The sequence below is a fragment of the Arthrobacter sp. TJ-217 genome (assembly GCF_058269255.1).
Genome location: NZ_JBZCNJ010000001.1, coordinates 192,863 through 215,775, shown reverse-complemented (window position 1 = coordinate 215,775; position 22,913 = coordinate 192,863). Strand labels below are relative to the sequence as shown.

23 protein-coding genes and 2 tRNA genes are annotated in these 22,913 nt (G+C 69.1%); 13 read left to right on the top strand and 12 right to left on the bottom strand.

Annotated features, from left to right (window positions below; all coding sequences use genetic code 11):
* Positions 1-74: 74 nt before the first annotated feature.
* A complete protein-coding gene (locus AC4D2R_RS01130) occupies positions 75-1,076 on the bottom strand; it encodes a DNA-3-methyladenine glycosylase family protein (protein ID WP_490936650.1) in 1,002 nt (333 codons plus the stop codon).
* A 118-nt stretch (positions 1,077-1,194) separates the two neighbouring features.
* On the opposite strand from AC4D2R_RS01130, the gene AC4D2R_RS01125 reads away from it, so the two are divergent.
* Entirely contained in the window at positions 1,195-2,571 is a 1,377-nt protein-coding gene (locus tag AC4D2R_RS01125) for a cystathionine beta-synthase (RefSeq protein WP_490936648.1), read from the top strand.
* Positions 2,572-2,593: 22 nt separating this feature from the next.
* A complete protein-coding gene (locus tag AC4D2R_RS01120) occupies positions 2,594-3,760 on the top strand; it encodes a cystathionine gamma-synthase (protein ID WP_490936646.1) in 1,167 nt (388 codons plus the stop codon).
* A 49-nt stretch (positions 3,761-3,809) separates the two neighbouring features.
* Here the strand turns inward: AC4D2R_RS01120 and AC4D2R_RS01115 are convergent, their stop codons facing one another.
* Positions 3,810-4,238, bottom strand: coding sequence for a hypothetical protein (locus tag AC4D2R_RS01115; RefSeq protein ID WP_490936644.1), 429 nt, complete (start codon positions 4,236-4,238; stop codon positions 3,810-3,812).
* Positions 4,231-5,442 carry an amidohydrolase gene (locus AC4D2R_RS01110; protein WP_490936642.1) on the bottom strand — a complete coding sequence of 404 codons (1,212 nt, stop codon included), beginning with the start codon at positions 5,440-5,442 and terminating at the stop codon, positions 4,231-4,233. The genes AC4D2R_RS01115 and AC4D2R_RS01110 overlap by 8 nt, the downstream gene beginning before the upstream one ends.
* A 230-nt stretch (positions 5,443-5,672) precedes the next feature.
* Between AC4D2R_RS01110 and AC4D2R_RS01105 the strand changes: the two genes are divergently transcribed.
* From AC4D2R_RS01105 to AC4D2R_RS01090, 4 genes are all read left to right on the top strand, one after another.
* Complete coding sequence (locus tag AC4D2R_RS01105) at positions 5,673-6,317, top strand: MOSC domain-containing protein (RefSeq protein WP_490937348.1); 645 nt, start codon at positions 5,673-5,675, stop codon at positions 6,315-6,317.
* A 332-nt stretch (positions 6,318-6,649) separates the two neighbouring features.
* On the top strand, positions 6,650-8,554 hold the full coding sequence (locus AC4D2R_RS01100; RefSeq protein WP_490901179.1) for a DEAD/DEAH box helicase: 1,905 nt from the start codon (positions 6,650-6,652) through the stop codon (positions 8,552-8,554).
* A gap of 128 nt (positions 8,555-8,682) precedes the next feature.
* Positions 8,683-8,754: transfer RNA gene (locus AC4D2R_RS01095), tRNA-Thr, on the top strand.
* 56 nt (positions 8,755-8,810) lie between these two features.
* Positions 8,811-8,884 (top strand) — tRNA-Met (locus AC4D2R_RS01090).
* Positions 8,885-8,969: 85 nt separating this feature from the next.
* Here AC4D2R_RS01090 and AC4D2R_RS01085 read toward each other — a convergent pair.
* Together AC4D2R_RS01085 and AC4D2R_RS01080 are read right to left on the bottom strand one after the other, a co-directional pair.
* Positions 8,970-9,608: a class I SAM-dependent methyltransferase gene (locus AC4D2R_RS01085; protein WP_490936640.1), complete on the bottom strand. Its 639-nt coding sequence runs from the start codon at positions 9,606-9,608 to the stop codon at positions 8,970-8,972.
* A complete protein-coding gene (locus AC4D2R_RS01080; protein ID WP_490936638.1) occupies positions 9,598-10,644 on the bottom strand; it encodes an NAD(P)/FAD-dependent oxidoreductase in 1,047 nt (348 codons plus the stop codon). Before AC4D2R_RS01080 ends, AC4D2R_RS01085 begins: the two co-directional genes overlap by 11 nt.
* A gap of 106 nt (positions 10,645-10,750) precedes the next feature.
* Between AC4D2R_RS01080 and AC4D2R_RS01075 the strand changes: the two genes are divergently transcribed.
* The gene (locus AC4D2R_RS01075; protein WP_490901185.1) at positions 10,751-11,332 is read left to right on the top strand and encodes a helix-turn-helix domain-containing protein; all 582 of its coding nucleotides are present in this window, start codon (positions 10,751-10,753) and stop codon (positions 11,330-11,332) included.
* A gap of 60 nt (positions 11,333-11,392) precedes the next feature.
* Here AC4D2R_RS01075 and AC4D2R_RS01070 read toward each other — a convergent pair whose 3' ends face one another.
* Positions 11,393-11,734 carry a hypothetical protein gene (locus AC4D2R_RS01070; RefSeq protein WP_490937346.1) on the bottom strand — a complete coding sequence of 114 codons (342 nt, stop codon included), beginning with the start codon at positions 11,732-11,734 and terminating at the stop codon, positions 11,393-11,395.
* A gap of 137 nt (positions 11,735-11,871) precedes the next feature.
* Here AC4D2R_RS01070 and AC4D2R_RS01065 point away from each other — a divergent pair, with 137 nt between their 5' ends.
* Genes AC4D2R_RS01065 through AC4D2R_RS01040 form a run of 6 tightly spaced genes read left to right on the top strand, consistent with a single transcriptional unit; the run spans position 11,872 to position 16,514 of the window.
* Positions 11,872-13,230 (top strand): MinD/ParA family ATP-binding protein, encoded by a 1,359-nt coding sequence (locus AC4D2R_RS01065; RefSeq protein WP_490936636.1) that lies wholly within the window; start codon positions 11,872-11,874, stop codon positions 13,228-13,230.
* Positions 13,231-13,268: 38 nt separating this feature from the next.
* Complete coding sequence (locus AC4D2R_RS01060; RefSeq protein ID WP_490936634.1) at positions 13,269-14,192, top strand: DUF2797 domain-containing protein; 924 nt, start codon at positions 13,269-13,271, stop codon at positions 14,190-14,192.
* Positions 14,193-14,212: 20 nt separating this feature from the next.
* On the top strand, positions 14,213-14,455 hold the full coding sequence (locus AC4D2R_RS01055; RefSeq protein ID WP_490936632.1) for a hypothetical protein: 243 nt from the start codon (positions 14,213-14,215) through the stop codon (positions 14,453-14,455).
* Between the two features lie 57 nt (positions 14,456-14,512).
* Positions 14,513-14,959 carry an FAS1-like dehydratase domain-containing protein gene (locus AC4D2R_RS01050; RefSeq protein ID WP_490901194.1) on the top strand — a complete coding sequence of 149 codons (447 nt, stop codon included), beginning with the start codon at positions 14,513-14,515 and terminating at the stop codon, positions 14,957-14,959.
* 2 nt (positions 14,960-14,961) lie between these two features.
* Complete coding sequence (locus AC4D2R_RS01045; protein ID WP_490901195.1) at positions 14,962-15,402, top strand: MaoC family dehydratase; 441 nt, start codon at positions 14,962-14,964, stop codon at positions 15,400-15,402.
* Positions 15,399-16,514: a UDP-N-acetylmuramate dehydrogenase gene (locus AC4D2R_RS01040; protein ID WP_490936630.1), complete on the top strand. Its 1,116-nt coding sequence runs from the start codon at positions 15,399-15,401 to the stop codon at positions 16,512-16,514. Before AC4D2R_RS01045 ends, AC4D2R_RS01040 begins: the two co-directional genes overlap by 4 nt.
* Before the next feature lie 31 nt (positions 16,515-16,545).
* Here AC4D2R_RS01040 and AC4D2R_RS01035 read toward each other — a convergent pair whose 3' ends face one another.
* From AC4D2R_RS01035 to AC4D2R_RS01010, 6 genes are all read right to left on the bottom strand, one after another.
* Positions 16,546-16,974 carry a hypothetical protein gene (locus AC4D2R_RS01035; protein WP_490936628.1) on the bottom strand — a complete coding sequence of 143 codons (429 nt, stop codon included), beginning with the start codon at positions 16,972-16,974 and terminating at the stop codon, positions 16,546-16,548.
* A 42-nt stretch (positions 16,975-17,016) separates the two neighbouring features.
* Entirely contained in the window at positions 17,017-18,165 is a 1,149-nt protein-coding gene (gene asd / locus AC4D2R_RS01030) for an aspartate-semialdehyde dehydrogenase (RefSeq protein WP_490936626.1), read from the bottom strand.
* A 41-nt stretch (positions 18,166-18,206) separates the two neighbouring features.
* Positions 18,207-18,794, bottom strand: a complete 588-nt coding sequence (locus tag AC4D2R_RS01025; RefSeq protein ID WP_490936624.1) for a dihydrofolate reductase — start codon at positions 18,792-18,794, stop codon at positions 18,207-18,209.
* Positions 18,791-19,567 carry a thymidylate synthase gene (locus tag AC4D2R_RS01020; protein WP_490937344.1) on the bottom strand — a complete coding sequence of 259 codons (777 nt, stop codon included), beginning with the start codon at positions 19,565-19,567 and terminating at the stop codon, positions 18,791-18,793. Before AC4D2R_RS01020 ends, AC4D2R_RS01025 begins: the two co-directional genes overlap by 4 nt.
* A 113-nt stretch (positions 19,568-19,680) precedes the next feature.
* Complete coding sequence (locus AC4D2R_RS01015; protein ID WP_490936622.1) at positions 19,681-20,652, bottom strand: NUDIX hydrolase; 972 nt, start codon at positions 20,650-20,652, stop codon at positions 19,681-19,683.
* A complete protein-coding gene (locus tag AC4D2R_RS01010; protein ID WP_490901203.1) occupies positions 20,652-22,871 on the bottom strand; it encodes an RNA degradosome polyphosphate kinase in 2,220 nt (739 codons plus the stop codon). Before AC4D2R_RS01010 ends, AC4D2R_RS01015 begins: the two co-directional genes overlap by 1 nt.
* Positions 22,872-22,913: the final 42 nt, after the last annotated feature.

The window sequence follows — 22,913 nt, the reverse complement described above, 5'->3', positions numbered from 1 at the left end:
CCATACCGGACCGGTCCCACAACCGGGAACACGACGAAGAAACCCCCGTATCGAGATACGGGGGTTTCTTCATTTCACCGCCGGCGGTGATCCTCCGGGGTCAGGCGGGGGCCGAAGGCCGGCTTGCGGAAACCGCTGGCGTAGAGCATCCGCACCACGCGCTGGCGCTCGCCGGCCCAGGGGGCGAGCAGCCGGAGCATTCCGGCGTCGTCGGTGCGCTTGCCGGTGAGCGCCGCACCGACAAAGGCGGCAAGGTGGAAATCACCGACGGAAATCGAGTCGGGACAGCCGTGGGTGCGCTGCTGCACCTCGGCGCTCGTCCAGTCACCGATGCCCGAGATCGACACGAGACCGGCCCGCACTGCCGGACCGCTGGGCAGGGCCGCGAGCCGTTCCAGCCCGGATGCGGCATGGGCGGCCTTGAGCAGCGCCGCTGAACGTCTTGGATCGACCCCGGCCCGGTGCCATTCCCAGGAGGGTATGCGCCGCCACTGCGCCGGGGTCGGGGGAAGGCGCAGCTCCGACGGGGCCGGGTTTCCGGCCGCCGGCGCCGGATCGCCGTAACGGGTGAGCAGGTACCGCCAGGCCCGCTTGGCCTCCATGCCCGTGACCCTCTGCTCCAGGATGCCGCGCGCCACGGCGTCGAAAATGCGCCCGGTGGTCGGCAGCCGCAGGCCGGGATTGAGGTAGCGGCCCTTCCGCACGAGCTGCGGGAGCGTTTCGTGGAACCCGGGCGCGTCGAACCGGCTCCAGTCGTCGTCCGCGCCGAGCATCCGCGGCAGGTCGCGGAGCGCCTGCTCCGCGCCCGGGCCCCAGGCCGAAGCCGTCACCGTCGCGGAGTTGAGGGTGCCGCGCTGTTCGACGCGGAGCGTCACGGCGCCTTCGGCATTACGGAAGGCAAGCCACTGCGCACGCCCGGCGACGATGAACGCCGGATCGAAGGGGCCGCACTGAAGCGGAGCAAGCGTGCGGGCCAGGTTGTACGGGCCCTTCGGCTCCCAGTCGGCGGTCCGTGCCGCACCTGCATAACCCTCCGCGGCGCCGGCGGGCCCGGCGAGGGCGGGAAAGCTGGTCATGACTTAATGGTGCCACGCGGGTACCCCCGTCCCCGGCGCGGCCCCACCGGCACCCCGGGATCGTGCCAGTGTTACGGACCGCGCCAGCGGCACAGCGGAAACCGGTAGCTTTGTACGTATGAAGTACGCGAACTCAGTAGTCGACCTGATCGGCAACACGCCCCTGGTCCGGCTCAACAACGTGACCGAAGGCATCGCCGCAACGGTCTTGGCGAAGGTCGAGTACCTGAACCCGGGCGGCTCCGTGAAGGACCGCATCGCCTCGAAGATGATCGACGCCGCCGAGGCGGAGGGCAAGCTCCGGCCCGGCGGGACGATCATTGAGCCGACCTCGGGGAACACCGGCGTGGGACTGGCCCTCGTGGCGCAGCAGCGCGGCTACAAGTGCGTCTTCGTCGTGCCCGACAAGGTGGGTGAGGACAAGCGCAACGTGCTCGCCGCCTACGGGGCGGAGGTCGTCGTCACGCCCACCGCCGTCGCACCCGACAGCCCCGAGTCCTACTACGGGGTGTCCGACCGCCTCACCCGCGAAATCCCCGGCGCGTACAAGCCCGACCAGTTCTCCAACCCCAACGGCCCGCTCAGCCACTACGAGACGACCGGCCCGGAGATATGGAACGACACCGACGGGCGCATCACGCACTTCGTCACGGGCGTCGGCACCGGCGGCACGATCACCGGCACCGGACGCTACCTCAAGGAGGTCTCGGCGGAGCGGGACGGCGGACCGGTGCGGGTCATCGGCGCCGACCCCGAGGGCTCCGTCTACTCCGGCGGCACCGGCCGTCCCTACTTCGTCGAGGGCGTGGGGGAGGACATCTGGCCCTCCTCCTACGACCCTTCAGTGCCCGATGAGATCATCGCCGTCACGGACGCCGAAAGCTTCGCGATGACGCGCCGCCTGGCACGCGAGGAAGGGCTGCTGGTCGGCGGTTCCTGCGGCATGGCCGTCGTCGCCGCACTGCGCGCAGCCAAGGACCTCCCCGCCGACGCCGTCGTCGTCGTGCTCCTTCCCGACGGCGGCCGCGGCTACCTCGGGAAGATCTTCAGCGACAGCTGGATGCGGTCCCATGGCTTCCTTGACGGCGGCGACGACGCGACGGTCGCCGAGGTGCTCCACTCGAAGGCAGGCACCCTGCCGGACCTCGTCCACACCCGCCCCGACCACACCATCCGCGACGTCATCGCCCTCATGACCCAGTACGGGCTCTCCAGCATTCCCGTCCTCTCCCACGAGCCGCCCGTTGTGCTGGGCGAGGTCCTCGGCTCGGTTGACGAGCGTTCCCTGACCGACAAGATCTTCCACGGCGAGGCGAAGCTCAGCGACAAGGTCGCCGAGCACATGGGCGCGAAGCTGCCGCTCATCGGCTCCCTCGAGTCGGTGGGCACGGCGCGCGAGCACCTCGAGCACAGCAACGTGATCATGGTGGCCTCCGCCGGCGCGCCGGTGGGAATTTTGACCCGCCATGACCTGCTGACCTACATGAGCATCTAATCCCCTTCGACCCAGGAGCATCGTGACGCATTCCGAAAACCAGGGCTTCAACACCCGCGCCGTCCACGCCGGCCAGGTTCCCGATCCGACCACCGGAGCAGTGATCCCCCCGCTCTACCAGACGACAACGTTCGCCCAGGACGGGATCGGCAAACTGCGCAACGGGTACGAGTACGGGCGCGGTACCAACCCCACCCGAGATTCCCTGCAGACCCAGCTGGCCGCCCTCGAGGGCGGGGCACACGCCTTCAGCTTCTCCTCCGGGCTCGCCGCCGAAGACGCACTGATCCGGGCCGCCCTGCGCCCCGGCGACCACATCGTGCTCGGCAACGACGCCTACGGCGGAACCTACCGCCTGATCGACCGCGTGCTGTCGCAGTGGGGCATCACCAACAGCGCCGTGGACATGGCCGACCTCGACGCCGTGCGTGCGGCCGTCGCCGGCGGGAACACCCGCATGGTGTGGGTTGAGACGCCGTCGAACCCGATGATGAAGATCACCGACATCGCCGCCGTCGCCGGGATCGCCCACGACGCCGGGGCCCTACTCGTTGTCGACAACACCTTCGCCTCGCCCTACCTGCAGCAGCCGCTGGACTTCGGGGCCGACGTCGTCGTGCATTCGACAACCAAGTACATCGGCGGGCACTCCGATGCCAGCGGCGGTGCGGTCGTGGTGAACGACGACGACCTCGCCGAGAAGGTCGGCTTCATCCAATTCGCGGTCGGCGCCGTGTCGGCGCCCATGGAGGCCTGGCTGACCACCCGCGGCCTGAAGACCCTTGGCGTGCGCATGGACCGGCACAGTTCGAACGCGGCGGCCATCGCCCAGTGGCTCTCCGAGCAGGACGCCGTTGAACGCGTCTACTATCCCGGACTGCCTGAGCATCCCGGGCACGAGCTCGCGGCGGCCCAGATGAAGAGCTTCGGCGGGATGATCTCGGTGACCTTCACCGGCGGCGAGGCGGCGGCCCGCACTGTCGCCGAATCGACGCGCCTGTTCACCCTCGCCGAGTCGCTTGGCGGCATCGAGTCCCTCATGAACTACCCCTCGGCAATGACCCACGCGTCGGTGAAGGGCACCGAGCTTGCGGTCCCGGAAAACCTCATCCGCCTTTCGGTGGGCATCGAGGATGTCGAGGACCTCATCAGCGACCTTGAGCGGGCGCTGGCTTCCCTGCGCGGCTAGCCGCCGATCCCGGGCGGGCGGCCGCCCTGCCCCTCGCCGTTCCCGGCGGTCAGGAGCGGGGCAGCCGCCGCTTCCGGGCCTTCGGGTCGGTCTGCTGGAGCCAGCGGCCGCTCTGGGGGAGCCACATCAGGGCCGCGGCGGCGAGCATGGCGGCGGCAATCAACGACAAGCCCGGTGTCCCGCGCACCAGCACAGGCACGCCCGCGATGACGGCGACGGTGGTGAGCAGCTCCCGGGCGCTGCGCCTGCCGCGCCGCAGCCGCAGCACGAGGACCAGCTGCACGGCGGCAAGGCCCGCAAGGATGGCAGCGAGCCCGGTCAGCCCGGCCCGGTCCTGTTCCTGCAGGTTGGCCGACACGAGGAACGACCCTGCTGCAACGACAAGCAGCGCCGAGATGACGAGCCAGAGCAGGGACGCCGCCCGCAGGGGGCCCGGTTGAGCCGGGAGGGCGGGGCGCGGCTTCCGGACCTCAGGCACCGCGCGGGGCGACGACGCCGGCGCGGGCCTCGGTGTCGTAGTGGTAGACCTCGCGGCCGCCGATCCACACCTTCATGGCCCGCTGCATCACATCGAGCGGATCCCCGCTCCACAGCACGATGTCGGCGTCCTTGCCCGCGGCGAGGGAACCCAGGCGGTCGGCAAGCCCCAGTACCCTGGCGGGATTCACCGTGATCGCGCGCAGGGCGGTCTCCCGGTCAAGGCCTTCCTTCACAGCCAGGGTGGCCTGGTGGACGAGGAAGTTGATCGGGATCACGGGATGGTCGGTGATGATCGAAATCTCAACACCCGCCGCGGCGAGCTTCCCCGGGTTCGCCATCGAGCGCCCGCGCAGCTCAACCTTCGACTTCGTTGTGAAGAGGGGCCCGATCAGCACCGGGGTTCCCCGCCGGGCGAGCACGTCGGCAAGCAGGTGGGCCTCCGTCCCGTGATCGAGCACCAGGTCATAGCCGAATTCGTCGGCGATGCGGAGCGCCGTGGCGATGTCGTCGGCCCGGTGCGCGTGCTGGCGCCAGGGGATCTCGCGGCGCAGCACCATGGCAAGCGCCTCAAGCTTCGGATCGCGGGCGTTCTCGTCCGCCTTGCCCATATAGTTCTGTGCGTCGATGAACGCCTTGCGGATCACCAGCGCCGTGCCAAGCCGGGTGGAGGGCGTCTGGTCCTTTCCGCCGTACACGCGCTTGGGGTTCTCGCCCAGGGCCGACTTCAGGCCGCTGGGGGAGCGCAGCAGCATCTCCTCGATGTACCGGCCGTGGGTGTGGATTGCCACGGTGAGCCCGCCGATCGGATTACCCGACCCCGGGTTCACGTTCACCGTGGTGATGCCGCCGGCGAGCGCATCGTTGAAGCCCGGATCGAAGGGATTGACGGCGTCGAGCGCCCGCACGCCCGCCATCACCGGGTCGGTCATCTCGTTTGTGTCATCCCCTGCCGACCCTTCCCCTTCCTCATGGGTGCCAAGGTGGACATGGGCGTCAACGAAGCCGGGCAGCAGCCAGGCGCCGGCGGCATCGAGCACCTCGGCGCCGTCCGGGGCGTTGACCTCCGGGCCCAGGGCCGTGATCTTCCCGCCCTCGAGAACCACAGTCCCGTCGAAGGGGTCCCCCTCGACGGGGACAACATGGGCGTTGACGATGGCAACGGCCGGCGCCGCCGGCGTCGGAGCATCAGGGAAAGAAGACATCGGTTGCGACACCTTTCGCGCTCGGGAGGGTGGCTCCCAACTTACCCGCCCCTCCGGTTCCGGCACGGCAGCCGGCGGATGATTCCGCGGTACGTCGTGACGGAAACCGGATTGGCTTTACCGGTTTGAGGCCTGGGACGGGGCCGGGACACCGCGGACCCGGTCCGGCCTGGTTCCCCTCGGCGCCGCGCGCGTAGGATTGCGGAATGACAACCGGAACGACGCCCGGAATGACTACCGGAACGGTCCTGGCCGTGTGCCTGGTGCGCGGGCTCCTGCCCACCCGGGACGCCGTCGGCGTCACCGCAATCGACAAGCGCCCGGTCTCCGGTCCGGTCAAGGTGCACCCCCTCGGGCTGACCGGGGACATCCAGGCCAGCCGCAAGCACCACGGCGGCCCCACCAAAGCGATCTACGCCTACGCGCAGGCCGATGCCGACTTCTGGTCCGCGGAACTGGGGCGCACCGTCGAACCGGGACTGTTCGGCGAGAACCTGCGCGTGGACGGCATCGACGTCAACGACGCCGTCATCGGCGAGCGCTGGAGCATCGACGACGTCGTCCTCGAGGTCACAATGCCGCGCCAGCCGTGCGGCAATTTCGCGCGCCGCATGGAGGAACCGGCCTGGGTGCGGCGGTTCACCGAGGCCAACCGGGCAGGCGCCTACCTCAGTGTCGTGCGGCGCGGGGCCGTGCAGGCCGGTGACGCGGTGACTCTCACGCACCGGCCGGACCACGGGGTCACCATCGCGCAGGTGGCGGGCGGGCTTGACGCATCGGCCGCGGCCCGGCTGCTGCAGGCTGGGAAATCCGGCGACGTCGTCCTGGCCCCGCAGGTGAGCAAGGCGGCCCTGCGGGCGGTCCGCACCGGGTGACGTGCCCAACATCACCACGCTCGGGAACCCTACGGTTAAGGCTCTGCCCGCCGCATGCAGTAGACTAGGAACATCCCCCACACCGGTATTCCCGTAATTTCCGCCCTTTCGGGCCGGATAGGTTGTGTTGGGGCTCGCCGCAAGTACCAGCGAGCAGATTCATCAGGGAGCGCCGGCTAGAAAACGTCACACATTCCTGCTCAGCAGGAATATCCGTTGTGACGAGAAGTCCTGCCGCGGGATTGAAACAGTGCCGGATTTCGTTGTAAGCGCGGCACGCTGAGGATCCAACCTCTCGAGCCGTCCGGCATCTACCTGAAGGTTCTTCCCCCATGCCTGAAAACCTGTCCTTTGAAACCCCTGAAACCGTTGACGCCCCCGCTGTGGACGACGCCGAACTCCTGTTCACGGATCTCAACCTCGATTCCCGCGTCCTCGCTGCGCTGACCGACGTCGGCTACGAGAAGCCCTCACCCATCCAGGCCGCCACCATCCCGGCGCTCCTCGAGGGCCGCGACGTCGTCGGCCTCGCCCAGACCGGCACCGGCAAGACCGCAGCATTCGCGGTTCCCGCGCTGTCGAAGATGGCCGAACTCGCCGACATCAACGGCGTCAGCAAGAACACCCAGGTTCTGGTCCTCGCCCCGACCCGCGAGCTCGCGCTCCAGGTCGCCGAGGCGTTCACCTCCTACGCACGCCACATGGACGGCTTCACCGTGCTGCCCGTCTACGGCGGATCGCCCTACGGACCCCAGCTCGCCGGCCTGCGCCGCGGTGCCCAGGTTGTCGTAGGCACCCCGGGCCGCGTCATCGACCACATCTCGAAGGGTTCCCTCGACCTGTCGAACCTCGAGTACGTCGTGCTCGATGAGGCCGACGAGATGCTCCGCATGGGCTTCGCCGAGGATGTCGAGCAGATCCTCGCCTCGACCCCCGCCGAGAAGCAGGTTGCCCTGTTCTCCGCCACCATGCCCCCGGCCATCCGCCGGATCGCCAAGAAGTACCTCAACGATCCCGCCGAGATCGCGGTCAAGGGCAAGACGACCACCGGCACCAACACGCGTCAGCGGTACCTGCAGGTCATGGGCCCGCACAAGCTCGACGCCATGACCCGCATCCTCGAGGTTGAGGACTACGACGGCATCATTGCCTTCGTCCGTACGAAGATGGCGACCGAAGACCTGGCGGACAAGTTGCGTTCACGGGGCTTCTCGGCCGCCGCCATCAACGGAGACATTCCCCAGCAGCAGCGCGAGCGCACCGTCGAGGCACTGCGCGAGGGCAAGATCGACATCCTCGTTGCAACCGACGTCGCCGCCCGCGGCCTCGACGTCGAGCGCATCTCGCTCGTCGTCAACTACGACATCCCGCACGACACCGAGTCCTACGTGCACCGCATCGGCCGCACCGGCCGTGCGGGCCGCTCGGGCGACGCGATCCTGTTCATGACCCCGCGTGAGAAGTACCTGCTGCGCTCCATCGAGAAGGCAACCCGCCAGCCCGTTGAGCAGATGCAGCTTCCCTCCTCGGAGACGATCAACGAACTGCGCCTCAACAAGTTCGCCGACAAGATCACCAAGACCCTTGCCGGCGAGGACGTTGCGGCATTCCGCGACCTCATCGCGAGCTACGAGCAGGAGCACAACGTTCCCGCAGCCGAAATCGCAGCGGCGCTGGCCGTCATGGCCCAGAACGGCAACCCGATCCTGGTCAAGGACATCCCCGTTGCCCCCGCGGGCCAGCGTGAGCGCTCGGAGGGCCGCAAGGACGCCTTCGGCTCCCGCGGGCCAACACGCACCCTCACCGAGGGCAACGCGACGTACCGGATCGCCGTCGGACGCCGCCAGCGCGTCATGCCCGGTTCGATCGTCGGTGCCATCGCCAACGAGGGCGGGCTCTCCTCCTCGCAGATCGGCGGCATCGACATCCGCGCCGACCACACCCTGGTGGAGCTCCCCGCGGAGCTCTCCAAGGACCAGTGGCGCGCCCTGTCGAAGACCCGCATCGGCGGCGAGCTGATCCACCTCGAGCTCGACAAGGGCCGCAAGCCCAGCCGCGAGCGTCCCGCCGGCGAATTCAAGAAGCCCTTCAAGAAGGAGTTCTCCAAGGACTCGAAGGACTTCAAGAAGCGCGACGGCGACACCCGCTTCTCCGGTGATGCCTCCCGCAAGCCGCGGCATGGCAAGGGTGCCGGTGCAGGGACCGGACGCTCCAGCGCCCAGTCCGAACAGTGGTAAGAATCACCTAGGCTAACCCCTCCCGATCCCCGCCACGGCGGGGATCGGGAGCGGAATCAGGGGTCCGTCCTCCGGGACGGTTGATGATTTCGCACAGCGGCCCGAAACTGGTAATGTTTCTTGTCGTTGCCCCGATAGCTCAGTGGTAGAGCGCCATCTTGGTAAGATGGAGGTCCCGGGATCGATTCCCGGTCGGGGCTCTCAATGAGAGGCCCGCAATCGATCAAAATGATCGCGCTGCGGGCAGCCTCATTTTGGCGGTGTAGCTCAGCTGGTTAGAGCGCACGACTCATAATCGTGAGGTCGCGGGATCGAGTCCCGCCACCGCTACAAAAAAATCCCCGAGGTCCTTGAGACCTCGGGGATTTTTTTGTGCCGGCCAAACCATGCCCGGAGCCGTTGCTGCCTGGCCGGCTTAGCGCCGGACCGCGTGCAGCACCGTGTCGTGAACCGGCACGGCATGACCCTCCGCATCCGCCGCCGGTCCGGTCACCATCCGCTGCCGCCCCTCGCAGGCGATGATGTCCCACTCCTCGTTGAGCAGCAGCGCCAGCTCGTCGGGGGTGTAGAACAGTTCCGGCAGCGGAGGCCGGGGCACCGTCGTCTCCAGGTCGGAGGGGTGGTGGCCCACGATGAGCAGCGTGCCGCCCTGCGCCACCGCGGCGGCGAGGCCGGCGAACAGGGCGGTGCGCGCCGGCCGGGGGAGGTGCATGAACTGCGCGGAGACGAGGTCGAAGCCGAGCGGTTCCGGCAGGTCCACTGTGAGGTCGGCATGCACCCATTCAAGGCGCGCGGCAACCCCGGCGTCCTCGAGCCGCGTCTGTTCGCGTGCCCGCTCAAGGGCCACCTCCGAAATATCGACGCCCCTGACCTGCCACCCGCGGCGGGCCAGCCAGAGGGCATCCGCGCCTTCACCGCAGCCGACGTCGAGCGCCCGGCCGGGCGGCAGCGCAGAGGCCGTGGTGACGAGGTGGGCGTTCGGTTTCCCGCTCCAGATCCGGCGGTGCTCGGAGTACCGCCGGTCCCAGAACTCCTGGTTCATCTCAATGCGCATGGCTCTCCAGCTCCGGTGTCCCACTGATGGTCCCATCGATGGTCCCATTGTCGGGCCCTTCGGGTGCCGCACCAAGCACCTGCCCTGCGGATGCCCGGCGGTGCTCCACCGCAGAGCGCGCCTCTCCGGCAATGAGGTCCCAGTTGATCGCCGCACCGGCTGCCAGGCCGGCGGCGGCCGAAACGACCACCTGGGCCGTTGGATCCGCTACGTTCCCCGCGGCCCACACCCCGGGAACCGAGGTGCGCCCCTGCGGGTCCACCTCGACCGAGCGTCCAATGCCCATCGGGTGCTCGGCTGTCTTCACGCCGAGGGATTCAAGCAGCACCGACCGTGCCACGAAGCGCGGCGCCACGACCAGTGCGTCAAGCGGGAAGCTGGAGCCGGAGTCGAGCCGCACCCCGGACAGCGCACCGGCGGCGCCCTCCACCGCAGCAACCTTGCCCGAGACCACGCGTACCGACAGCGCCGCAAGGATCTCCCACTCCTCCTCGGTGGGTTCCGGTCCGGTGTGCTGGAACAGCGTGACATCGCTGGTGAGCTGGCGGAACATCTGGACCTGGTGCATTGCCATGGGGCCGGTGGCGAGGACGCCGATTGCCTTGCCCCGGACCTCGTAGCCGTGGCAGTACGGGCAGTGGATGACGCCGGATCCCCAGTGCGTGGAGAGCCCCTCGACGTCGGGAAGCTCATCGACGAGACCCGTCGTCACGAGGAGGCGGCGGCCGGGGATCCGCCGCCCGTCCCGGAGTGTGGCAGTGAAGCCTTCCGGATCCTTCTCGACGCGCACGGCCTCCGAATCGATAAGGACCGAGCCGTAGGATGCCGCTTCGGCGCGCCCTGCCGCCACGAGCTCAAGGGGCGGTATGCCGTCGCGGGACAGGAAGTTGTGTACGCCCGCGGCGGGGGCGTTTCGCGGTGAACCGGAGTCGATGACGGCCGTGGTCCGCAGCGAGCGGCCGAGGGCAACTGCTGCGCTGAGGCCGGCGGCGCCGCCTCCGATGATCACGACGTCGTACCTGGGGGTGTTCTGCACTGCACTTCTCCTTCTGCTTCGGGTGCCCGTATTGGAGCCTTTCTTCAACTTTCACCCAATGACGAAAATGTGGCAAACATTCTTGCCGTTATGGCAAGCTGGGGGAATGGAAAACGATCTGAGTTCGGTCTTCGAGACGATGGGCCCGCGGCTGCGCACCCTGCGGCAGCAGCGTGGTCTGACGCTCGGCGAGGTGTCTGAGGCCACCGGTGTGTCGGTGAGTACCCTGTCCCGGCTTGAGGGCGGCCAGCGGCGCCCGAACCTTGAACTGCTCCTGCCTCTCGCGCGCCTGTTCCGGGTGCCGCTTGATGATCTCGTCGGGGCGCCTCCCACCGGTGATCCCCGCATCCACCTCCAGCCCATTCGTCACAGCGGAATGACCGCCCTTCCGCTCACCCGACGGCCCGGGGGCCTGCAGGCGTACAAGATGGTGCTTGCCGCCGATGCCCGGAAGGGTGAACCCGACCTGAGGGTGCATGAGGGGTATGAGTGGCTTTACATCCTCAACGGACGCCTGCGCCTCGTGCTCGGGGACAAGGACTTCATCCTCGGGCCGGGCGAGGCTGCGGAGTTCGACACCCACACCCCGCACTGGTTCGCGAGCGCTGACGAAAACGCCGTCGAGTTCCTCAGCCTCTTCGGGCACCAGGGCGAAAGGATGCACGTCCGGGCCCGTCCCAAGGCCTAGGACACCACGCACGGTGGGAGGCGCCGCAGGATGCGGTCCAGCCGAAGGCGCGCGGGACCGCTATGCCCCGGAGTGGCTTTTGCGGATCTCCGCGCGCTTTTCCGCATAGACCGTCGTCTCAACGACCACGAGCAGTGCGCACAGCCCGAAAACCAGGCCGAGGGCCGCAAGCGGCGCGAATCCGGAGGCGGCCGGGATCAGCGCCAGCAGGACGGCGGCGGTGCCGAGCCTCCACGGTTTCCAGTACCCGCCGACCGGCCGCCAGAACGCCGCGTGTGCGAGGAGATACAGCGCTGTCCCGCCCGGCAGGGCACTCGCCCCCAACCAGCCGCAGCCCGACGGTTCATCGACGTGGGCGAGGGCATCCTCCACGCCAAGCGCCGACAGGACGACGCCGGCGATCAGCGGGAGGAAAGGCCCTGCGGCTGCCCGCTGTTACGCGCCGCGGGATCGGGTGATCAGTGTCCTTATAGGATGGACGAGGTCTTTGTACGACGAACAGCCGCCTCGCTGGAGGTGCGCGGGGGGATGGAAACGTAATGACTGATCGAGACTCCGGACGGAGCCCCGGCATCACGGAGGACTTCCCGACCCGGGCAAGCAGGCGGCGCCAGGCGCCTCTTGAACCGGCCGCGCCCGGTGCACCGGCCGCGCCGCGCGAGGTGCAGCCCCGGTTCGAGGAGCTCCTCGAACCGGTGCCCCTTGCCCTCCCCGAGCCCGTTTCCCTTCCGGTGCCTGTGCTGGTGCAGGCGCCGCCTGCATGGAGCGCCCAGGTGCCATCCTCCCCGGCCCCGGGCCCGGAGCGGCAGGCGGCGCGGCCCCCTGCCGAACGCGGACCGGAAGGCACGGCGGTGCTTCCCGCGGCCCCCCGGCGGCGTCCGGCCGCTCCCGCCCCGGCGGGTTCCGCCCAGTCTCCGCAGGAGCTTCAGGCGCGCGGGCCGCAGACGCGCTCCTCATCCACGCGCAGCTCCCAGACGCGCTCCGGACGCCGGTCCTTCCTCGCCCCTGACACCGCGCAGGTTCCCGCCGCAACGGGTTTCCGGGGGTTCCTGACCCGCCTCGGCATTCGGATCCCGCCGTCGTCGGCCGAACTGCTTGTCCGCTCCCACACCCGCGCCGTCAGCCAGCACTGGCCGGGCCCGCGCACCATCGCTGTGGTGAACGGCAAGGGCGGGGCGAACAAGACCCCAACCACGGTGATGCTCGCCGCGGTGTTCGCCCGCAACGGCGGCGGACCGGTCCTGGCCTGGGACAACAACGAGACCCGCGGCACTTTGGGCTGGCGCACCGAGCAGGGCCCCCACGAGGCCACGGTGCTTGACCTGCTGCCCCGCACCGCCGCCCTGCTCGCCCCGTCGGCGCAGTCCGCCCTGCTTGCGCGCTACGTGCACCACCAGACCGAGGACAAGTACGACGTCCTGCGCTCGAAGCCCGACGTGCTCGCCTCCGAGCAGAAGGTCACGTCGGAGGACTTCGACGCCCTCCACGAGGTGGCGTCCAAGTACTTCCGCCTCAACGTCGTCGACTCGGGCAACGACGAAACCGCGGAGCGGTGGCTGCGGATGATCCACCACACCGACCAGCTGGTCATCGCCACAACGACGCTCGAGGAGCACGCCGAGGCCGGAGCGCTGCTGCTTGAGGCGCTGCGTGCCCGCGGCGGGAAGTACGAAGAGCTCTCCCGCAGCGCCGTCGTTGTCGTCAGCCAGTCGGACAAGAACGGCACAGCGGCCCAGGCCGCCGCGATCGCGCGCGGCTTCAACGACCTGGCGCGCAGCGCGGTTACGATCCCGTTCGACCCGGCCCTGCTGAAGGGGCGGATCCGCTACGGATCGCTTCGGCCCGCCACGCAGCGTGCATGGCTGGCGGCCGCAGCAGCGGTGGCGGAGGGCCTCTGAACGCGCCGGGCTGCCTGCCCGTGACCTAAGCTGAATCGATGATTCCCGGCGGCCGGTACCTGTGCAGCGGCGTCGCCTGGACCGGAACGCGGCCGGCCCTGGCGCTCGCAGCTCCGGACGGATCCCGGGCCGACCTGCCCCTTGACCCCGGCACCCGGCTTGGCTTCCGCGTCCTTGGCCCAGCCGGCGTCCGGTACTGCCTGGGCTCCTACCGCGTCCAGGGCCCCGAGGCCCGCACGCATGTTCCCTGTCCGCGGCAGGCCGAGGCCGAGCGCGGCTACCAGTGCGGGCCCTGCTTCGCCCAGGACGACCTGCGCTTCATGCACGACATCCACCGGTCAGGGATCGCCCCGGAGGGCCTTAAGCGCTACCTCGACCAGCCGCACTGGCTCTACGTCGCGACCTTTGCCGACGGCGCCACGAAGGTCGGTACCGCCTCCGCGCTGCGCAAGCACGGGCGGCTCATCGAGCAGGGAGCCGTCGCCGCCGAGTACGTGGCACTGGCGGACAACGGGAGGGTGGTCCGCGTCCTCGAAGACGAGGTGACGCGCAGCGTCGGGCTTCCGCAGGCGGTGCGCTCCGGCGCGAAGGCCGCAGCCCTGCGCCGGCCCCTCCCGCCGGAGCAGCTTGCCGGGATCAACGCCGGCCACGCGGACTCGGCCCGGGTGCTCCTGCGCGAGGGGATGGACCTCGCGGGTTACACCGTCGTCTGCGAGCGGTTCGAGCCGCCGCCGTCCTGGCAGGAGGTGCTTTCGGCGACCGGGGCGCAGCCCTACCCCGGTGCGCTTGAGACCGGCGAGCACGGGTTCATTCTCGGCCCGATGCTCGGCCCGTGCGCCCTCGTGGAGTTGGAAGGCGCGCCGCTGCGCTTCATTGCCGACCTGTCCCGCCTGAAGGGGCGCCGCATCGGGCTCGGAGACTACGCCACGGCCGTGCCTGCCGTGCAGGAGTCCCTGTTCTAGGACGGCGGTAGGATTAACCAATGCTCAATACACCCTGGGACACCGGATCCGTGCTCTACCGCCGGCTCCTGATCGCCGCGCTGGTCATTACCGGGGCAGGAATCGCGCTCGCCGTCGCGGGCGCCGCTGCTGGAGCTGACGCCGCCGTCTTCGCCGCGTTCCCGGTCATCGGCGCCGGCCTCGCCTGCCACCTGGCCGGCATGGTGGTGCGGGTCCGCGACGCCAAGCGGCGCAGCCGCGGACAGGCCGCACCGCGGCGCTGATCCAGCCGCTCGACTACCCTTGACCAGAGCCGCCCCCAGACATCCCGGAGGACTTTCATGACCATCAATCCCGACCTGCAGGGGCGCACGTACCCCGCCGGCGAGGTGTACACCGTGGGCCGCGAAGCGATCCGCGACTTCGCCCGCGCCGTCAAGGCCACCCACCCCGCCCACTACGACTTCGAGGCCGCCACGGCGCTCGGCCACGCCGACCTCGTGGCACCGCCGACCTTCGCGATCATCGTGGCGCAGCGGGCCGACGCCCAGCTGATCGCCGATCCTGCCTCGGGAATCGATTTCTCCCGTGTCGTCCACGCGGACCAGCGCTTCATCCACCACCGGCCGATCGTCGCCGGGGACGAACTGGTCGCCGAACTGCACGTCGACCAGGTGCGGGCGATGGGCGGCGGGGCGATGATCACCACGCGCGCCGAAATATCGACTGTCGGCGGCGCGCATACCGCCACGACGACGTCGTCCCTGCTCGTGCGGGGAGAGGAGTAGCAATGACGGTTGAACTCACAGCCCTCACAGTGGGCCAGGCCATCGGCTCGGCCAGCATCACCATCACCCGCCAGGACCTCGTGCGGTACGCGGGAGCCTCGGGGGACTTCAACCCCATCCACTGGAACCCCGACTTCGCCGAAAGCGTTGGCCTTCCCGGCGTCATCGCCCACGGCATGTTCACGATGGGCGCCGCCGTCCAGCTCGTCACCGACTGGGCCGGCGACCCGACCGCCGTCATCGACTACCAGACGCGCTTCACCAAGCCCGTTCCCGTCGCGGACACCACGGCGAGCCCCGGCGAGCCGGGGGCCGTCCTTGAGGTCAGCGGCGTAATCGGCGCCCTCAATCCCGACCAGTCGACCGCCCGGGTGGACCTGACCGTAACCTCTGCCGGGCAGAAGGTCCTCGTGAAGGCCCAGGCCCTGGTGCGCCTGCCGTGACCGGCGGGCAGCCGCTGGCGGACCTCACGACCGTGGGCGTCGGCGGGCCGGCACGCACCCTGATCGAGGCCCGGTCCGAGCAGGAAATCATCGACGCCGTGCGCACCGCTGATGCGGCGGGGGAGCCGCTGCTCATCCTGGGCGGCGGGTCGAACCTCGTCATCGCCGACGAGGGCTTCGACGGCACCGTGGTCCGCATCGCCTCAACCGGCTTCGCCGTGAACGACGACGACGCGACCTGCGGCGGAGTCATGGTCAAGGCGCAGGCGGGCCAGGACTGGGACGAGCTCGTGGGGTACACGGTGAAGCACGCCTTCTCGGGGCTCGAGGCGCTCTCCGGCATCCCCGGCTCAACCGGCGCAACCCCGGTGCAGAACGTGGGCGCCTACGGCACCGATGTATCGAAGACCCTCGCCACCGTCCGCACCTGGGACCGGCAGGCCGGGGCGGTGAAGAGCTTCACCAACTTCGAGCTCCGCTTCGGCTACCGGAACTCGCTGCTCAAGGAGACGACCGTCAATGGGTCCCCCCGCTACGTGGTGCTCACCGTTGAATTTCAGCTGGGCCTTGGCCGGATGAGCACGCCCATCAAGTATGCCGAACTGGCCCGGGCGCTCGGGGTGGAGGTCGGCGAGCGCGCCTACGCAATCGACGTGCGGCGGGAGGTGCTCAGGCTCCGCGCCGCCAAGGGGATGGTCCTCGACGCCGGGGACCGCGACACCTACAGCACAGGCTCCTTCTTCACCAACCCGGTCGTCGAGGCATCCGTCGCTGAGCGGCTGCCGGGTGATGCACCGAGGTACCCCACGGCGGATCCGGGACGGGTGAAGCTGAGCGCGGCCTGGCTCATCGAGCACGCAGGGTTCTCCAAGGGGTTCGGACTGCACGATGACGCCGGCTCCGCGGCGGCGGGCGGGCGCGCCGCCCTGTCCACCAAGCACACACTCGCCGTCACCAACCGCGGCGGCGCCTCGGCCACCGACATCCTCGCCGTCGGCGGGCTTGTCGCGGACGGCGTCGAGGCGGCCTACGGGCTGCGCCTCGCACCCGAACCGCTGCTCATTGGCTGCTCGCTGCCCGGTGCGCGCCCCGCCGGGGTTCCAGCACCCTGACCCGCCGGCCTTCGGAGCCGCGGGCAGCGCCTCAGGTGACGGCCGTCCGGCGGGCGTGTTCGGCCGCGGCCCGGGTCAGCAGCACGTCGACCCACTGGGCCTTGCCGTCGACGAGCCGCCGCGAGCACAGCCACTGGGCCAGGCGCGAAACGAGGCTGATCTGGGCAAGCCGGTCGTGGAAGTCGGGGGCAAGCCACCGGGGGCCGAGGAACCCGGGAAGGGCGTGAAGCAGCTCGGCGGCCCCCATCAGGCGCGCATACGCCGCATCGGGAGCGAACTGGCGTTCCAGCCCGAGAAGGGCCGCTGAATCGGGGGAGAGGGAGAGCGCCCCCTCGTGCTCCAGATACGAGCGCAGGAGCTCCTGGACCCGCCCGTACCGGATCACCGTCTCGGGATGCCGCGCCGTCGCGCTGGCTGAGAAGAAGCGGATAAGGATCTGGTCGACGTCCAGCTTTTCCATGCAGGTATTCTGCCGCCGGGCACCGACCTTTTTGATCCGGCGCTAGAGGTTCCCTGTGGCGATCAGGAGCATCCGCCGCAGCGGCTCCGCGGCACCCCACAGGAGCTGGTCCCCAACGGTGAACGCGCTGATGTACTCAGGGCCCATCTCCAGCTTGCGGATGCGGCCCACGGGGATTTCCAGCGACCCGGTCGCGGCGACGGGGGTGAGCTGGGCAAGGGTTGCTTCCTTGGTGTTCGGGACAACCTTCACCCACTCGTTGTCCTCGGCGATTAGCCGCTCGATCTCGGCTACCGGAAGGTCCTGCTTCAGCTTCAGGGTCAGGGCCTGCGAGTGCGAGCGCATCGCCCCGACCCGAACGCACAGCCCGTCGAACGGAATGCGTCCGCCGTCGACGTCGATGCCGAGGATCTTGTTGGTCTCGGCTCCGGCCTTCCACTCCTCGCGGGACTGCCCGTTGCCGAGGTCGGCGTCGATCCAGGGAATCACCGACCCGGCGAGGGGAACCCCGAACTGCGAAGCGTCGAGCTCAGGGTGGCGCTGCTGGGCGAGGACCGCCCTGTCGATTTCGAGGATGGCCGAGGCCGGGTCGTCAAGGTGCCTTAGCACGCTGCCGTGGAGGGCCCCGAACTGGGTGAGCAGCTCGCGCATGTGGCGGGCGCCGCCGCCCGACGCGGCCTGGTAGGTCATCGAGGTGCCCCACTCCACCAGGTCGTTGCGGAACAATCCGCCAAGACCCATGAGCATGCACGAGACGGTGCAGTTCCCGCCGATGAAGTCCCGCACCCCGCGCGCCAGGCCCTCGTCGATGACCGAGCGGTTCACCGGGTCGAGCACGATGATCGAGTCGGATTCCATGCGCAGCGTCGACGCGGCGTCGATCCACAGCCCGTCCCATCCGGCATCGCGCAGCTTCGGGTACACCTCGCTGGTGTAGCCGCCGCCCTGGGCGGTCACGATGATCGGCAGTTTGGCAAGGGTTTCGACGTCGTAGGCGTCCTGCAGGGTTCCGGCGCCCTCAGCGAACGACGGCGCCGGCGCGCCCGCGTTCGAGGTCGAGAAGAACACCGGGTTCAGGAGGCTGAAGTCGCCTTCGTCCTGCAGTCGCTGCATGAGGACGGAGCCGACCATGCCGCGCCAGCCGACGAAGCCCACCGAGGGCAGGGGAGAGGTACTTGCTGCGGAGGTCATAATCCAAGCTTAGGGGAGGACGGCGGACCGCGCTTGGCCCTTTACGCGCCGCTGCCGCCGGAGGCGCGCGACCACAGGCTCAGCCGGTAGCGGGTTCCGCTGCTGCTGGTGAGCCACCCCGAGGCGGGGCTGATGCCCTTGAGGTTCCACTCGGGGCCCAGCACCGGGGCCTTGGTGTCGCCGTCGGTTCCCGATTCGAGAACCGTCACGGCGGCGATGTTGGCATGGGCAACGGCTTCCTCGTAGAGGCGGCCCCCGCCGATGATCCAGATCTCCTCCGCGCCGGGCGCGCGCCGGGCCTTCTCGAGCGCGGCTTCGAGGGATTCGACGACGACGGCGCCCTGGAGCGCGCCGGAAGAACTGACAACGATGTTGGTGCGGTCCGGCAGCGGCCGGTACTTCTCCGGGAACGACTCCCAGGTGCGCCGGCCCATGACCACGGGGTGGCCGGTGGTCATCGCCTTGAAGTGGGCCATATCCTCGGGAACATGCCAGGGCAGGCCCCCGTCCTTGCCGATGATTCCACTTGTCGTCTCCGCCCAGATCATGCCGATGACCGGTTCGCCGTTGGCCGCATCCGCGACGGTTACCCAGTCGGAGATTCCGTCAAAGACTCCGTCGAAACTCATACGGCGATCGGAGCCTTGATGGTGGGGTGGTGCTGGTAGTCGAGCACTTCGAAGTCCTCCAGGGTGTAGTCCGAAATCGACTCGGGCCGGCGGGTGATGCGCAGGCGCGGGTAGGGGTAGGGCTTGCGGGTGAGCTGTTCGGTGACCTGCTCCACGTGGTTGTCGTAGATGTGCACGTCTCCTCCGGTCCAGATGAACTCGCCGGGTTCGAGCCCGGCCTGCTGGGCCACCATGAGGGTGAGCAGGGCGTATGAGGCGATGTTGAAGGGAACCCCGAGGAAAGTGTCGGCCGACCGCTGGTACAGCTGGCAGGAGAGCCTGCCCGGGCCCTCGGCCGAGGGTTCGACGTAGAACTGGAAGAACGCGTGGCAGGGCGGAAGGGCCATTTTGGAGATTTCCGCGACGTTCCACGCCGAGACGATGTGGCGGCGCGAGTCGGGGTTCGCCTTCAGGCCCTCGATGACCTGGGCGATCTGGTCGATAGAGCCGCCGTCGGGGGTGGGCCAGGAGCGCCACTGGACGCCGTACACCGGCCCGAGCTCCCCGTCTGTGTCGGCCCACTCGTCCCAGATCGTCACGCCCTGCTCCTTAAGCCAGGAGACGTTCGATTCGCCGCGCAGGAACCAGAGCAGCTCCAGGGCCACCGACTTGAAGTGGACGCGCTTGGTGGTGATCAGCGGGAAGGACTCGCTGAGGTCGAAGCGCAGCTGCCGGCCGAAGACACTGCGCGTGCCGGTGCCCGTCCTGTCGCTTTTCGCAGCACCGTTGGCCATCACGTCGCGCAGCAGGTCTTCGTAGGGGGTCAGGAGTTCACTCACCCTGCCAGTCTAACGAGCGGCCGCGGCCGGCGGTGACGGGCAGGGATTGGCGCGCCGGGCGTTCCGGGCTAGTCGTCGTAGGCGCGGTACTGCTCCACCGAGACAATCCGGCCGAAATGGCTGTTGCTCACCTGGCAGATCACCGCTTCACCCGGGGCGAGGTACGGGTCAACCGCCGGCAGCCGGGCCGCGAGCGGCTTGGGCATGTGGCCGCGCAGCACTTCGAAGACCAGGGGGAGCACCGGGCGGTGCGTGCAGATCGCCACCGACTGTCCCTTGTCCAGGGCCTTCTCCACCGCCGTGCGCGCACGGGCGGGTTTGCGGGCGGCGTCGTGCTCGGTGAGCGCGTCGACGAGTTTAAGCTTCGCCTCGCGCTGGGTCACGTAGGGCGACACGGTCTGGACGCAGCGCACCCACGGGCTGCTGATCACCCGTGAGGGCTGCCACGCCTGGAGCAGCCGGCTGACGGCGACGGCCTGGCGCCGGCCCGTGGCGGCGAGCGGACGTTCCCCTTCGGCCCGGCTCCAGGAGGAGCGCGGCTTCGCCTTCGCGTGCCGGACGACGATCAGCGGCCAGGTGTCGAGGTGGCCGCGTTCGTGGGCTTCCTCGAGGGCGGCGAGCGGTTCGTGGTCCGACTGGCTGGAAAGCAGCCGCCGGGCCTTCGCCGGGGTGGCCCACTGGTACTCGTCGACTTCCTTGCCGTCGGGGACGGGCACGAGGCGGTCTGCTTTGGCGGCCCAGTAGTGGACCAGCTTCAGCCCCGAGGCAACGGGGTAGCGGATCGAGGGCAGCGGCAGGCCGAGGCGGACCTCAAGGCCCACCTCCTCGCGGGTCTCCCGGACGGCGCACTCCGGGGTTGTCTCTCCGGGGTCGAGCTTGCCCTTGGGCCAGGACCAGTCCTTGTACCGCGGGCGGTGGATGAGCAGGACCTCCAGCCGCCCCTTTTCGGTCCGCCAGCAGAGCGTCCCGGCCGCGACGATCCCGACTTCCGACGCGCCCGCCGGAGGATGCTCGGTGGCGCTTTGCAGGTTTGCCGACATCAGCGGCGGGCGGCCGCGCGCTGCCGGGCGCGGGAGGCGAGCAGCCAGGACTGGACGTCGCCCAGCGGGCCGTCCTCGCCCTCGGAGTGCCGTGTCCAGCACCCCTCGGCGTCGAGGTGCCAGCTCGCGGTGCGCGGATCCATGTAGCGGTCCATGAGGGTCATCAGGTATTCGATGTCGTCGGCGGCGCTCAGCTGCACCAGGGCCTCGACCCTCCGGTCGAGGTTGCGGTGCATCATGTCAGCGGAGCCAATGAACACGGCGGGGTCGCCGCCGTTGGCGAACGCGAAAACCCGCGAGTGTTCAAGGAACCGGCCGAGCACCGAACGGACCGTGACGTTGTCGCTGAGCCCCGGGACGCCCGGCCGGACCGAGCAGATGCCGCGCACGATCACGTCGACCTGCACTCCGGCCTGCGAGGCGCGGTAGAGCGCATCGATGATCGCTTCATCGACGATCGAGTTGACCTTGATGATCACGCGGGCGCCCAGGCCCGCCTTCTTGTTGGCGATCTCCCGTTCGATGCGGTCGATCAGCCCGGAGCGCACCGACCGCGGGGCGACGAGGAGGCGCTTGAACGTTGACTTCGGCGCATACCCGGAAAGCTGGTTGAACAGCCGCGACAGGTCCTGTCCCACCTGGTCGTTCGAGGTGAGCAGGCCCAGGTCCTCGTAGTAGCGGGCGGTGCGGGGGTGGTAGTTGCCCGTGCCGATGTGGCAGTAGCGGCGCAGGCCGTCGATTTCCTGCCGGACCACCAGGGAAAGCTTGCAGTGGGTCTTCAGGCCCACGATCCCGTAGACCACGTGGACGCCGGCCTGCTCAAGTTTCCGCGCCCAGGAGATGTTCGCCTGCTCGTCGAAGCGTGCCTTGATCTCCACGAGGGCGAGCACCTGCTTGCCGGCCTCGGCGGCGTCGATGAGGGCATCGACGATCGGGGAGTCGCCCGAGGTGCGGTAGAGGGTCTGCTTGATGGCCTGCACCTTCGGATCCGCCGCCGCCTGTTCGAGGAACGCCTGAACGGAGGTGGAGAAGGAGTCGTACGGGTGGTGCAGGAGGATGTCCCGGCGCCGCATTGCCGCGAAGACGTTCGCCGCCTTCGAGGTTTCGCTCTCGTTGAGGTGGCGGCTGGTGTGCGGCACGTGCTTGGGGTAGTGGAGTTCGCCGCGGTCGATCTTGCCGATGACGCTCAGGCCGCGCAGGTCGAGCGGAGCCGGAAGGGTGTACACCTCGTCCTCTTCGACGCCGAGCTCGCGCGAGAGCAGGGCCCGGATGCTGGGGTTGATGTCGGTAGTGACCTCAAGGCGCACCGGAGGGCCGAACCGGCGCCGCAGCAGCTCCTTCTCGAGGGCCTGGAGGAGGTTCTCGGCGTCGTCCTCCTCTACCTCGAGGTCTTCGTTGCGGGTCACCCGGAACGTGTGGTGCTCGAGGACCTCCATACCCGGGAAGAGCTGGTCGAGGTGGACCGCGATGACGTCCTCGAGGGCGATGAAGCGCGCGGTGCGCCCCGCGACGTTGCCGGCGCGCGGTCCGTCGACCGAGATCAGCCGGGGCAGCTGATCGGGCACCTTAACGCGGGCGAAGAGTTCCTTTTCGCTGACGGGGTTGCGCACCACGACGGCGAGGTTGAGGGAAAGCCCGGAAATGTAGGGGAACGGGTGGGCCGGGTCGACCGCCAGCGGCGTGAGGATCGGGAACACCTTCTCCGCGAAGAGCTTGTTCAGCTCCTGCCGCGCCGGCTCGTCGAGTTCGTCCCATGTGGTCAGGAGGATCCGCTCCTTTTCGAGGGCGGGGCGGATCTGCTCGGCGAACACGCGGGCATGGCGCTGCTGGAGGTGGTAGCCGTCCTCCATGATCTTCTCGAGCTGCTCGATCGGGCTCAGACCGGCAGCGGACGGCACTGCGAGTCCTGTGGCGATGCGGCGCTTGAGCCCGGCGACCCGCACCATGAAGAACTCGTCGAGGTTGGAGGCGAAGATCGAGAGGAAGCCAACGCGCTCGAGCAGGTAGAGGTCGGGGTCCTCGGCGAGCTCCAGTACCCGCGCATTGAAGTCGAGCCAGCTGATCTCCCGGTCGAGGAACCGGTCGGGTCGGATGTCCCCGGAGGGCAGCAGGCTCGGGGCGAACTCCGGGATGTCGATGCGGTCCTGGGTTGCCCGGGCCGGAGCGGTCTCCGACGACCCATACAGGGATGGAACTCGGGCTGCGGTCTCAGATGCCATGGTGTCTCCTGCGGCGGTTGTTGGTGGCTCCGGGGCGCGCGT